The 12,980-nt window shown below is 67.2% G+C and carries 10 protein-coding genes; 9 read left to right on the forward strand and 1 reads right to left on the reverse strand.

The genetic code is table 11. The features are described from left to right. The first annotated feature begins 180 nt into the window (after positions 1-180). The 4 genes from IAG44_RS21295 (at position 181) to IAG44_RS21310 (ending at position 4,612) form a co-directional block, all read left to right on the forward strand. Entirely contained in the window at positions 181-1,590 is a 1,410-nt protein-coding gene (locus tag IAG44_RS21295) for an AAA family ATPase (protein ID WP_187748674.1), read from the forward strand. After that, on the forward strand, positions 1,587-2,450 hold the full coding sequence (locus IAG44_RS21300) for a hypothetical protein (RefSeq protein WP_187748675.1): 864 nt from the start codon (positions 1,587-1,589) through the stop codon (positions 2,448-2,450). The genes IAG44_RS21295 and IAG44_RS21300 overlap by 4 nt, the downstream gene beginning before the upstream one ends. A gap of 32 nt (positions 2,451-2,482) precedes the next feature. Then, positions 2,483-3,430 carry a restriction endonuclease gene (locus IAG44_RS21305; protein ID WP_187748676.1) on the forward strand — a complete coding sequence of 316 codons (948 nt, stop codon included), beginning with the start codon at positions 2,483-2,485 and terminating at the stop codon, positions 3,428-3,430. An 822-nt stretch (positions 3,431-4,252) separates the two neighbouring features. After that, a complete protein-coding gene (locus IAG44_RS21310; protein ID WP_187748677.1) occupies positions 4,253-4,612 on the forward strand; it encodes a YcxB family protein in 360 nt (119 codons plus the stop codon). 108 nt (positions 4,613-4,720) lie between these two features. On the opposite strand, the gene IAG44_RS21315 is transcribed toward IAG44_RS21310, so the two are convergent. Next, on the reverse strand, positions 4,721-5,221 hold the full coding sequence (locus IAG44_RS21315; protein ID WP_187748678.1) for a hypothetical protein: 501 nt from the start codon (positions 5,219-5,221) through the stop codon (positions 4,721-4,723). Positions 5,222-5,264: 43 nt separating this feature from the next. On the opposite strand from IAG44_RS21315, the gene IAG44_RS21320 reads away from it, so the two are divergent. From IAG44_RS21320 to IAG44_RS21340, 5 genes are all read left to right on the forward strand, one after another. Then, positions 5,265-6,143 carry a DUF2797 domain-containing protein gene (locus IAG44_RS21320; RefSeq protein ID WP_187748679.1) on the forward strand — a complete coding sequence of 293 codons (879 nt, stop codon included), beginning with the start codon at positions 5,265-5,267 and terminating at the stop codon, positions 6,141-6,143. A gap of 957 nt (positions 6,144-7,100) precedes the next feature. Further along, entirely contained in the window at positions 7,101-7,841 is a 741-nt protein-coding gene (locus IAG44_RS21325; RefSeq protein WP_187748680.1) for a response regulator transcription factor, read from the forward strand. Then, positions 7,838-9,484 carry a sensor histidine kinase gene (locus IAG44_RS21330; protein WP_187748681.1) on the forward strand — a complete coding sequence of 549 codons (1,647 nt, stop codon included), beginning with the start codon at positions 7,838-7,840 and terminating at the stop codon, positions 9,482-9,484. Before IAG44_RS21325 ends, IAG44_RS21330 begins: the two co-directional genes overlap by 4 nt. Positions 9,485-9,498: 14 nt before the next feature. Continuing rightward, the gene (locus IAG44_RS21335) at positions 9,499-10,773 is read left to right on the forward strand and encodes a bifunctional glycosyltransferase family 2/GtrA family protein (RefSeq protein WP_187748682.1); all 1,275 of its coding nucleotides are present in this window, start codon (positions 9,499-9,501) and stop codon (positions 10,771-10,773) included. Next, entirely contained in the window at positions 10,770-12,923 is a 2,154-nt protein-coding gene (locus IAG44_RS21340; protein WP_187748683.1) for a glycosyltransferase family 39 protein, read from the forward strand. The genes IAG44_RS21335 and IAG44_RS21340 overlap by 4 nt, the downstream gene beginning before the upstream one ends. Positions 12,924-12,980 lie beyond the last annotated feature (57 nt).

Consider the following 12,980-nt stretch of genomic DNA (forward strand, 5'->3'; position numbering starts at 1 on the left):
TGGCCGAACCGCCAAGTCAATCCAGGTTGCTTGTTGGTCAGAGTGAGCAACGCTTCCGGCATCGAGGGGGCGAGGTCCCCCAACCAGGCTGTTGAAGCTGCACCAGTTCTGGCGTCTACAGGGCCATCGGGCGCCAGCCTGACTACTGTTAGCTACCTCGATGTGCTGGAAGGGTAGGCCGTGGAACAGTTGGCAAGAGCTAAAGAGTCCAAGCGTCGACTGGTTGACGTGCAGGTCGAGCAACTTCTAGGTCGATTTGACCACAGGGTTGAGTTCCCGGCGGAACAAGATTTTGTCATCCTTCATGGGCCGAACGGAATTGGCAAGACAAAACTTCTCGAGCTGATCAATGCGACATTCTCGGGAGATATGCAGAAGGTGGCTGAAATTCCATTCCGAGCCGCCTACTTCAAGTTTGATGATGAGAATCAGATCGTTATCGAGCGACCCGGACAGGAAGCCCTTCCTGGTCTTGGCGAGGATGAGTCTTCTGGAATTTCGTTCAATATGCTCCTGAAGCAGCCAGGGGGGCGGGTAATCCCTTGGAGTCCTCCAGAGGCTATTTCTCCCAAGGACTTCCCTAGCTCCTTTCTACGCGCAATGGAGCGCGAACTCCCATTGCGTCGCGTTGGGGCTTCCTCATGGCGCGACATGGCTGAACGTGACGTCCTGTCTACAGCGCAGGCGTATCTACGTTACCGCGACTATTTGCCAAGAATCGAAATTCCTGGAATGGATGAGATGCCGGATGAGATGAAAGAGGTTATTTCGTCCATCTCGGTGCATCTCATTGAAACGCAAAGGTTGATCGATTCCGACGTGTATGATCCGGCGCGCCGAGTTCGGGAAGGAGAGAGGGTTCGCCGTCCAACCGTCCTGGAATTCTCTGCAGATTTCTCGCGACGGTTGGGTGAGGCTATGGAGGAGAACTCTGAGGTCTCTCAAAAACTGGACAGGGAATTCCCCCGGAAGATCCTGGTTTCAGAGACGTCACTGTCTCCCGAGATCACGGAGAAAGCCATTCGGGACAGGTACTCGCGGCAGAGTAAAACCAGGGAGAAGCTGACTCAAATTGCAGTCTTGGACACCTCTGGTGAACTTCCTCTGCCACCCCGCTCCCTGCAAGATTGGGAGATGCGAGTTCTGTGGACTTACCTGGACAACACCGAAATTAAGCTCGACACTTTCCGATCTCTTCTCGATCGTGTCGAATTGTTGCGTGAAATTGTGAACTCGCGCTTCCTTTATAAGGAGCTAAGGCTCGACCGATCTGGTTTCCGCATTACGACATCCGGTGGCCGCGAGATTGGAGCGAACAGGCTTTCCTCGGGTGAGCAGCATGAGCTAGTTATGGCGTACGATCTTCTCTTTAATGTGGAGCCCAACAGCCTCGTTCTTATCGATGAGCCTGAAATCTCCCTTCATGTCGCATGGCAGAAACAGTTCTTGAGTGACATCGTCCGGATCGCCGCCATTACCTCCTCGCGGTTTATGGTGGCAACCCACTCGCCTCAGATTATTCACAAGTACTGGTCGCAAACTGTTGGCCTGGAGCCAGGGTATGGCGAATTTGGGCGGGAGCGACTGTGAAGGAGTACTTGACAGGGGAGGATCTGTTCTCCTATCTGATCATCCTCGGCGTTCCTGGGAAGTCGAAGAGATTCCTTCTCTGCGAAGGGGATTCGGATTGCGCTGTCCTGGATCCGCATCTGGACGACGGCGTCATTGAAACGATCCCTGGCTACGGCAAGGATTCGGTGATTGAGGCGATTCAGATCGCCTATGATAGTGGATTCACTAATGTTGCTGCATTGATCGATCGCGATTGGGGGAAATCGCGTCGCAAGCCTTGCGATCTAGCCGTCCCTACAGACAAATATGATATTGATGCAACGGTCTTTTACGCGGGCGACGTCTGTCGGCGCGTCGTTTCGGCATTCTGTGATAGAGATCGGGTTCGGGAATTTCTTGCAACCCATGGGTGGAGTTCCCCCATGGAAGCGGTGTCCGCTCTAGCGTTTCCTCTGGGTGTGCTTCGTAAGCTCTCGTACGACGAAGGCTGGGGAATTAAGGTGGCTGGCACGCCATTCGATAAGGTTGCGCAACCTGACTGCAATGGAGTCGATCTCTCCGCTCTGGTCGTTTCAGCTATTGAGAGAGCTGGCAAGCCGCGAATTTCCGAGCGGGATGTGCCTGATGTTATCGGCAGTGTCAGTCGTTTCATGGCGCAGGTCGAGGATATATCCGACTACTGCTGCGGACATGACCTCAACTCTGCTCTTGCATTCCTGATGCGAAAGAAATGGTCTGGAAAGGCTAGTAAAGACCTTATCGAGAGAAGCATGCGGGGCGCTTTCTCGTGTCGGGAAATGCTTGGTTCTAGATTCTTCAAAGGCATTCATGGGGCGTTCGGGGTTCCGGAGGGAGATCTCTTTACCTGTGCGTCCTGATTTCGTGGATCGTATGCATTGAGGAGGGGGAAGTGTCTCAGTCAGGTTCCCATCGCAGCAAGGCCATCAACCCGAGTGCATACAACGCACTGGCTGACGCTTTGACGGTCATCTTTTGGAACAAGCCGCCCTTCGAGCGGTATGTGCGCGGCATGCTCATAAATCACAGTGAGCTGCTGGCTCGATTGGACTTCGGTGCGACCAAGCGTGAGACCTCCGGCCTCTTGGTTGATCTGCTGCGCGCCAATGAAGCCCGGTACCGCGACCTGGCCGTCCACATCATGTTGGACATCGCCGAGATGAAGCGGTTTCCCAACCTGGAGCAGCAGGTAGACCGGGACGAGATGGTGCCGAGAGCCGAAGCCGCCGTGTCTGTTCTGCGCGAGTGGACGGAGAGGCAGCGAGAGGCGATCCGGGAGCGAGAGGAGCATGAGGCTGCCATCGCGGAGGACGTCAAGAAGTCGCAGCAGGCGAGGCTGTTCAACGAGGACCATGAAGCTCTTAAGCACCGCTTCTTTGCGATGCACGGAGCCTCCGATCCGCACAGGAGAGGGACAGAATTTGAGGGCTTCATAAACGATCTGTTCGGGCTGTACGATTTTGAGCCGCGGGCGTCGTACACCCTGGCCTACGAGCAGATCGACGGCGCGTTCCTCTTCGACACCGACCACTACGTGCTTGAGGCAAAGTGGTGGAAAGAGGCCATTGGGCGCAGAGAGTTGGACGTATTCAAGGCCAACATTGAGCGCAAGGGCAAGAACACGCTTGGTATGTACGTCAGCATGAGCGGATTCACTGCGGACGCGCTGGCTGTGTACAGCTTCGGCACCCCGTTCATCACGATGGACGGGAGCGACTTCATGGCAGTGCTAGAGCAGCGCATCCGTCTGGATGACCTGATTCGCCGGAAGAAGCGGCATGCGAGTGAGACGGGGCACTGCTTCCTTCCCGTCTCAAAGGTCTTCTCGGATGGTGACTAGGGTCGGCGCTGGCGATCTCGGCGGTTACGCCACCATCGGCGGATGCGGGCGGCCGGCCTTCGCCACGCATCGAAGAGTTCGTCTACCTCGCGGCCGAGCTTTGTGCCGAAGCCGAGGGTCAAGCTGAGCAGGCCAAACACCGCCAGGGTTCCGAGAGTGAGCTCGTTCAACGTCTCGTCCTTCTAACAAAGGCCGGACGGAACGGGCGTGCTCAGTCCGGCCACCAACAGGTGACGAACTGAGATCACGCCGGCGCAGCGACTCAGGGTGGTGCGCCCGGATGCAGGCCGGGGTCTTCCCTCTATACGTGGATCACAGGCCCATGGGTGCTCTCCCACAGAAGAGGCGCGGCAAAATCCTGGGCCGTCACCGGACAACCCAGAACGGGCCCAACTGGGGCCCCACCTCCAGCACCCTTGCGGGTGCCCACTGCCACCGGGCTGCCGCCCGGCAGCCAGTACTCTAGCGCCAACTCGCGCTTCGGAAAGGCGAGTCATGTGTTTGGGTGGTGTGTCAGGGTGCTTCGTCTTTGCGGCGTGACGGCAGCGGTGACGGCAGCGGTGACGGCAACGTCAGCACACGGCCGCGGGTGATCACTACCGTGAGCAGCCAAGACCGGAGGCTCCCGGGGCCCCTCCTCGTGAGGTGCCCGATCTACGGATCAGAAGGTTGCAGGTTCGAATCCTGCCGAGTGCACAGTGGGCCGGAGGCCCGGCGGAGAGATCCGCCGGGCCTCCGGTGTTTTGTGTTGGCGGTAGAGCGGCCCAGGTCGGCGGCCAGGCGCCGCTGGTGGCGGTGACCGCCGTGGTTTTCGTCTCGGTCTTGCGTGATCTCCCGTTGCCTGGGGTGGTCGTCTCGCTGGTGATCGTTGTGGCGGTCGCGTCCTGGGGCACGCTGCGAGGGCTGCGGACCATGGCCCGCCGGATGTTCAGCGTTGTGGAGCCGTACGGGCGGTGCCGCATGGTGGCCGACGACCGGGGAGCGGTCAGTACCGGTGAGCGCGTGTCGATGACCGTGGACTGGGCTGTGTTCCGGGAGTACCTGGAGACGCCCAGGCTCTTCGTGCTGCTGGGCGGCGACCGCGCGGCCGGACTCGCGGTGCTGCCCAAGCGGGGCGCCCAGGACCCCGCGGACGTGGACCGGCTCCGGGCGATTCTGGACCGGAACCTGAAGCGGCTCTGAGCAACTGCCGGGACACCGGAGGGGGCGTCGTCATGGAGGGCTGACGGATGGTCCGGTCTCCCGGCGTTGGCTTCGTCTGGGGGAGACCTCCGGGCAAGCCGGGGTCTGTCAGGCGTACGTCCAGCGCCATGCGTTCGAGCGGTACGCGCACGTGATGGGGGTGCCGCTCGCGTTCGTCGTCGTGGCGCCGTGGTCCTTGTTGCGGCAGTACTGGCCGGCTGAGTAGCAGTTGCCGGAGTTGGAGACGATCGAGCAGGTGCCGGGGGTGTCTTCGGTGGTGTCGCCGGTGGTGCCGGCGGGCTCGGCGGTGGTGGTCTCGGTGACGGTGACGGTGGGGGCCGGTTTCGGGGTGGCGGTCTTGGTGACCGTGGGGCCGGGAGCGGGAGTGGTGGTCACCGTCGCGGTGATCGTGGCGGTGGGGCTGGTCTTCGCCTCGACCCGTTGTTCGCCGCCGTCCGCCGGGGCGGCTATCAGGGCGCCGGCCAGGAACAGGCCCGCGCCGCCCAGCCAGACGCGCTTGCGCTTGCGGAGCGGGCGGGTGTCCGGTGGACGGGGAGCCGGCGGAGTGGGTGAACTGGTGGAGCGTGTCGACGAGTCCGGTCGGGTCATTGGGGAGAGGGGCGTTGTCAGTAGGGGGATTTACGCTCGGGGGATGGGGCGGACGTGGAAGTGTGCGGGGTTGCGGTGGAGTGTGGCCGGGGGGCCGGTGTTGCGGTGGGAGGGGGGTGTGGGGAGTGCGTTGGGGTGGGGGCGGAGGGTTGCGTTCGGGGTGGTCGAGGGTGGGGTGAGGGTGTGTGTCGGGGCGCGGGGGAACCGGTGTGCGGGGCGGCGGGAAGTGGGGGCGCGCGGTACCGGGGGGCGGTGTGAGGAGTGTGGGCGGCTGGATCGGGTGGGGTCGGTGGCGGCCGACGGGAAGGCCGATGATCCTCGGGAGTACCGGGTGTATCTCGCCTGGTTCGGGGCCGGGTTGGTCAAGGTGGGGATCACCGCCGTCGAGCGTGGGGCCGATCGGCTGCTGGAGCAGGGGGCCGTGTGTTTCACCTGGCTGGGGGCCGGTCCGCTGATGGCCGCGCGCCGCGCCGAGGAACTGCTGCGGGTCGCGCTGCGGGTGGGGGACCGGGTGCCCTACGGGGTGAAGCGGGCCGTGCGCGCGGTCGCCGCGCGTGATCTGGACGCCGGCTGCGCCGAACTGGCCGAACTGCACCGGCGCGCGCTGACGTTGCCCGGCTGGCCGGAAACACTCGCGCCCCAGCCCTTCAGCCCCGTCGACCACGTCCAAGCATTCGGTCTGGACGACGCCCCCGCCGCGACCGGCGAGATCACCGAGCTGACCCCCGCCGCCGCCCTCACCGGCGAACTGGTGGCCGCCGCCGGGCCCGACCTCCACCTCGCCACCTCCTCGCACGGAGTCGTCATCCTCGACACCCGCCTGATGACGGGCTGGGAACTGACCAGCGCCGGGGCGAACGGGATGTTCCCGGTGCGTCCGTTCCCCGACGAACGGACGGAGACGCAGACGGGGTTGTTCTGAGCGGGGGGCGGTTGCGGGGCCGCGTTCAGAGTGAGGGGCCGCTGTCGGAGGGGCCGCGTCTGCTGCCGTGCCGTGCCGTGCTGTGTCGCGAGCGGGGCTCGCCCTTGGCCGGCCGCGTTCGGCCGAGGGCTTGTTATTAGCCGGGCCACGATGTGAGCGGGGTGGGCTGGGAGGGCGAGGGCTTGCTCCTGGTTGGGCTGGGTGTGGCGAGGGCTCGCCCCTGGCTGGGCTGCGTGTGACGAGGGCCTACCCCCGGTTCGGCCGTGTGCCGGGGCTCGCCCCTGGCTGGGCCGCGCCATGACCAGGCCCCACTGCCGACCGGGCCGCGTTCGGCCAGGCCAGGACTCGCCGCCGGCCTCGTGCCCCGGCGGCGTGGGTCCGAAGAACGCCGCCCTGCCCCTCACCGCACCCGCTCCGGCTCCCTCCTCGGGCCGAGGCCCACACAGCCCCCCTTCTCGCCGAGGGCGTGAGATCCGAGGGGCGTCGCGCTCCCCGCCATCGCGACCGAGCGGGGTTCCCACAGGCCCGCGTTCTCGCCGGCCCTTCGGAGCCAAGGGACGCCGTGCCGCCGCAGTCGCCCCCGAGGGTTGTCGCGCCTCCGCCGCTGCCGCCCCCGAGGACCATCGCGCAGCCGCCGAGCCGCCGAGCCGCCGAGCCGCCGAGCCGCCGAGCCGCCGAGCCGCCGAGCCGCCGAGCCGCCGCCTCCGCCAAGAGCCGTCCTGCTGTCTCCGCCCCGCCGCCCCCACCGAAACTACCCCCGCCGCCCCCACCGGAACCACCCCCGCCACCCCCACCGAAACCACCCCCTCCGCCAAGAACCCCACCCCCCCGGGCAAGCCCAGAACCAGCCATCCCACCCACCCCCATCCCACTCCCTGAGAACTCCCCCTGCGTTTCTCAGGCAAATCACAGGAAAGCGAAAGGGCGTTCTCAGAGGGGGTCGACAGGGTGGTCAGTATGACCACGACCTCGCCCCAGGGGCGCACCGAACTGCTGAGGCCGGACGGGAGCCCCGTCCGCGTGCTTGTGGTGGACGACGAGTTGTCGATCACCGAGTTGTTGTCGATGGCGCTGCGTTATGAGGGGTGGCAGATCAGGAGCGCCGGGGACGGTATGGGCGCTGTGCAGACGGCGCGGGAGTTCCGGCCGGATGCTGTGGTGCTGGACATGATGCTGCCCGACATGGACGGGCTGACGGTGCTGGGGAGGCTGAGGCGCGACCTGCCCGACGTCCCCGTGCTGTTCCTCACCGCGAAGGACGCAGTGGAGGACAGGATCGCGGGCCTGACGGCGGGCGGGGACGACTACGTCACCAAGCCGTTCAGTCTCGAAGAGGTCGTCGCGCGGCTGCGGGGACTGATCCGGCGTTCGGGCGCGGCCGACCGCCGGTCGGATTCCGTGCTGGTCGTCGGGGACCTCACGCTCGACGAGGACAGCCACGAGGTGTCGAGGGCCGGCGACAACATCCACCTCACGGCGACGGAGTTCGAGCTGCTGAGGTTCCTGATGCGCAACCCGCGCCGCGTGCTGAGCAAGGCGCAGATCCTGGACCGCGTGTGGTCGTACGACTTCGGCGGCCAGGCGAACGTCGTCGAGCTCTACATCTCGTACCTGCGCCGGAAGATCGACGCCGGCCGGGAGCCGATGATCCACACCCGGCGCGGCGCCGGTTACCTGATCAAGCCCGCGTCGTCATGAGCGGACGACGACGACCGCGTCCGCGACGGCGACGAGCGGGAAAGCCGCGCACGCTGCGGACGAGGCTCGTCGTCGCGTCGGTAGCGCTGATCGCCGTGGTCTGCGCGGTGATCGGGACGGTGACGACGCTGGCGCTGCGCCAGCACCTGTACGACCAGTTGGACCACCAGCTCGGCGAGGTCGCGGCCCGCGCGTCCGGCGCATTCGGCGGCCCCCCGGGAGCCAACAACGCTAACAACGCCAACAACGCCGGCAACGCGAACACCACCGGCCTCGCAGCCATCCCCCAGACCAGAACCCTCAACCTCACCGAGTTCGTCACCCGCGGCCCCCAACCCGGCAGCGCCACCCTGATCGCGAAGGTCAGCGACGGCTCGGTCACCACCGGCGTGGTCGGCGTGAAGACCGGCAGCACCTACGACATGAGCGCGAAGACGCTCACGGAGGCCCAGCTCAAGGCGGTCGACGTCGCGCAGGACGGCAAGGGCCACACCGTCGACCTCCCCGGCCTCGGCAGCTACCGGGTGCAGTACGCGCCAGGCGCCACCGGCGACTACTACGTCGCCATCCCGACCAGCGCGCCCGACAGCACGATCGGCACCCTGATCCTGGTCGAGCTGAGCGTCACCGCCGCCGGCCTGGTCGCCGCGGCCATCGCCGGCCACGTCCTTGTCGGCGTCGCCACCCGCCCCCTGCGCAAGGTCGCCGCCACCGCCACCCGCGTCTCCGAACTCCCCCTGCACACGGGCGAGGTGAACCTCAGTGAGCGGGTCCCGGAGTCGGAGACCGACCCGCAGACCGAGGTCGGCCAGGTCGGCGCCGCGCTCAACCGGATGCTGGACCACATCCACGGCGCCCTGCACGCGCGCCAGCAGAGCGAGACGCGCGTCCGCCAGTTCGTCGCCGACGCCAGCCACGAGCTGCGCACCCCCCTCGCCTCGATACGCGGGTACGCCGAGCTGACCCGGCGCGGACGCGAGGAGGTCGGCCCCGACACCCGGCACGCGCTCGGCCGCATCGAGTCCGAGGCCGGCCGGATGACGTTCCTCGTCGAGGACCTGCTCCTGCTCGCCCGCCTCGACGCCGGACGCCCCCTCCAGTTCGAGCAGACCGACCTCGTCCCCCTCGTCATCGACACCGTCAGCGACGCCCGCGCGGCCGGCCGGGACCACGTCTGGCGGCTGGAGCTGCCGGACGAACCGGCGCTGGTCTCCGCCGACGCGGCCCGGCTGCAACAGGTGCTGGTCAACCTGCTGGCCAACGCCCGCACCCACACCCCGCCGGGGACGACGGTCACCGCGCGCGTGCGGCGGCACGGACCCTGGCTGTGCGTCGACGTCCAGGACGACGGCCAGGGCATCCCCGCCGACCTGCTCCCGCACGTCTTCGAACGGTTCGCCCGGGGCGACTCGGCGCGCTCGCGCAGCACGGGCTCGACGGGGCTCGGCCTCGCCATCGTCCAGGCCGTCGCGACCGCGCACGGCGGTGCGGTGACCGTGGACAGCGTGCCCGGACGGACCGTGTTCACGGTGCACCTGCCCGCACTCGGCCCCGCGATGCCTCAGCCGGCGCCGGAAACGAACTGGCAACGGGACTCACAGGGCCGGCACAGCGCCGCCACATGGGTGCGACAGGGCGCTTGAGGAGAGTCGTCCGTATGCGAACCGACTCTTCTCCGGGCACTCTGCCGGCGCGGGTGCACCTCCCGGCCGGCGCTGCCGGAACACCTGTCCTGGACGTCGTGATCCCCGTATACAACGAGGAGAAGGACCTCGGCCCGTGCGTCGAGCGTCTGCACGCGCACCTCGTCGAGACGTTCCCCTACCCCTTCCGGATCACCATCGCGGACAACGCCTCGATCGACACGACCCCGGCGGTCGCGAAGAACCTGGAGGCGAGCCTGCCGGGGGTGACGTCCTTCCGGCTCGACCAGAAGGGGCGCGGCCGGGCGCTGCGGACCGTCTGGTCGGCCTCGGACGCGCCGATCCTCGCCTACATGGACGTCGACCTCTCCACCGACCTCAACGCCCTGCTCCCGCTGGTGGCCCCGCTCATCTCGGGCCACTCCGACCTGGCGATCGGCTCCCGGCTCGCCCGCAGCTCGCGGGTCGTGCGGGGCGCCAAGCGGGAGTTCATCAGCCGCTCGTACAACATGATCCTGCGGGGCTCGCTCCAGGCGCGGTTCTCGGACGCCCAGTGCGGGTTCAAGGCGATCCGGCGCGACGTCGCACAGGTGCTGCTCCCGCTGGTGGAGGACACCGGCTGGTTCTTCGACACTGAGATGCTGGTCCTCGCGGAGCGGGCGGGCCTGCGGATCCACGAGGTCCCGGTCGACTGGGTCGACGACCCCGACTCCACCGTGCACATCGTCAAGACGGCGACCGACGACCTGAAGGGGGTATGGCGCGTAGGGAAGGCCCTGGCCACCGGTTCGCTGCCCCTGGACCGGCTGACCAGGCCGTTCGGTGACGACCCCCGCGACCGCGAGATCATGGACGTACCCAAGGGACTGGCCCGGCAGCTCGTCGGCTTCTGCGTGGTCGGCGGCCTGTCGACGCTCTTCTACCTGCTGCTCTACAGCGGCTTCCGGACGTTCAGCGGCTCCCAGGTCGCCAACGCGCTCGCGCTGCTGGTCTCGGCGGTCGCCAACACCGCCGCCAACCGCCGGCTCACCTTCGGCGTGCGCGGCTCGGGCGGCGCGGTCAAGCACCAGGCCCAGGGCCTCGTCGTCTTCGGCATCGGCCTCGCGCTGACCAGCGGTTCGCTGGCGGCGCTGAACGCGGCGACCTCGACTCCCGGGCACGCCACGGAACTCGCCGTCCTCGTCGTCGCCAACCTCGCGGCGACCGTGCTGCGGTTCCTGCTCTTCCGCGCGTGGGTCTTCCCGGACCGGCAGGCCGAACGGCAGGACACGGGGGCGAACCGACGATGACGACGCTTCAGGACGAACGCACGTGGGCCGAGCCGCGGTTGACGCCAACGACCAAGCGCTCGCTCGGCACCCGACTCTGGCGAGGCCGCCCCGAGGACCCCGCCTGGGTCCGCCCGGCCTTCCTCGGCCTCCTCCTCACGACCCTCTTCCTCTACCTCTACAACCTCAGCTCCTCCGGATACGCCAACTCCTTCTACTCGGCGGCCGTTCAGGCCGGCTCGCAGTCCTGGAAGGCGTTCTTCTTCGGCTCGCTGGACGCCGCCAACGCCATCACCGTCGACAAGCCCCCGGCCGCGCTGTGGCCGATGGCCCTGTCCGTGCGGATCTTCGGCCTCAGCTCGTGGGCGATCCTGGTCCCCGAGGTGCTGATGGGCGTCGGTACGGTCGCCGTCGTCTACGCGGCGGTGCGGCGCCGGTTCTCCCCGGCGGCGGGGCTGATCGCGGGCGCCACCATGGCGCTGACGCCGGTCGCCGCGCTGATGTTCCGCTTCAACAACCCGGACGCGATGCTCGCGCTGCTCATGGCGGTGGCCTGCTACCTCGTCGTCCGCGCCCTTGAGGACGGCCGGACCAAGTGGCTGCTGTGGGCGGGCGCGGCGATCGGGTTCGCGTTTCTCGCGAAGACCCTCCAGGCGTTCCTGATCCTGCCGGCGCTGGCCCTGGTGTACGGGGTGTGCGCGCCGGTCCCGCTGAAGAAGCGGCTTGGTCAACTCGCCGCCGCGACAGGGGCGTTGGTCGTCTCCGCCGGGTGGTGGGTAGCGATCGTCGAGCTGTGGCCGGCGTCCTCGCGGCCGTACATCGGTGGCTCGCAGAACAACTCCTTCCTCGAACTCACCTTCGGCTACAACGGACTTGGCCGGCTGAACGGCGAGGAGACCGGGTCCGTCGGCGGGGGCGGCGGCGGTGGCACCGGGCAGTGGGGTGAGACCGGCTGGGACCGGATGTTCAACTCCGAGATCGGCGGCCAGATCTCCTGGCTGCTGCCGGCCGCGCTGATCCTGCTCGTCGCCGGGCTCGTTGCGACGCGCAAGCTCAACAGGACGTCCGTCACGCGGAGTTCGTTCCTGGTGTGGGGCGGGTCGCTGGTCATGACGGCGGTCGTCTTCAGCTACATGGCGGGCATCTTCCACCAGTACTACACGGTGGCGCTCGCGCCGTACCTCGCGGCCGTGGTCGGGATGGGCGCGGGGCTGCTGTGGGAACGGCGGTCCGAGCTGTGGGCGTCGATCACCCTCGCGGGGGCGGTCGTCTCGGCGGCTGCCTGGGGGTACGTCCTGCTCAACCGGACGTCGGACTATCTGCCCTGGCTGAAGTGGGTCGTGCTGGTCGGGGGACTGACCGGGGCGCTCGGAATCGTCTTCGCGGGCCGGATCAGCCGTCAACTCGCCCTGGCGGCAGCCTCGGTGAGCATCGTCGCGGCACTCGCCGGGCCCACGGCGTACACCATCAGCACGCTTCAGGAGGGGCACACCGGGTCGATCGTGACGGCGGGGCCCGCGGGGGCGTCGATGATGGGCGGGCGCGGTGGCGGGCCCGGCGGTGGCGGTATGCGGTTCGGCATGGGAGGCATGGGCGGCGGGATGCCGGGCCAGAACCAGCAGGGCGGTAACGGGACCGGGCAGGGCCAGGGCAACGGGAACTCGCAGGGCTTCCCGGGCGGCGGCAACTTCGGCGGCATGCCGGGCGGGACCCAGAACGGCCAGAACGGCAACGGCACCACCCGGGGCCAGGGCTTCCCCGGCGGCATCACCGGCGAGGGCCGCATGGGCATGGGCGGCGTCGGCGGCCTCCTCAACGGCGCGAACGTCTCCACCGAGGCCAAGAAGCTCCTCACGGCCGACAGCGACCAGTACACCTGGGCGGCAGCGGCCATCGGCGCCCAGAACGCCGCGAGCTACCAACTCGCGACCGGCGACCCCGTGATGGCGATCGGCGGCTTCAACGGCACCGACCCCTCCCCGACGCTGGCCCAGTTCAAGCAGTACGTGACCGACGGCAAGATCCACTACTTCATCTCCGGCGGCGGCATGATGGGCGGCTCCAGCACAGGGACGTCGTCCCAGATCACCTCCTGGGTAGAGGCCAACTTCAAGAAGGTGACGGTCGGTTCGGCCACCTTCTACGACCTCACGCAGAAGGCGAGCAGCTAGACGACGACACCGCCGGTTCGCTGATGAGGGCGGCGATCTTCGGGTCGCCGCCCTCAC

Origin of the sequence: Streptomyces roseirectus (assembly GCF_014489635.1) — a bacterium.
Taxonomy (GTDB): domain Bacteria; phylum Actinomycetota; class Actinomycetes; order Streptomycetales; family Streptomycetaceae; genus Streptomyces; species Streptomyces roseirectus.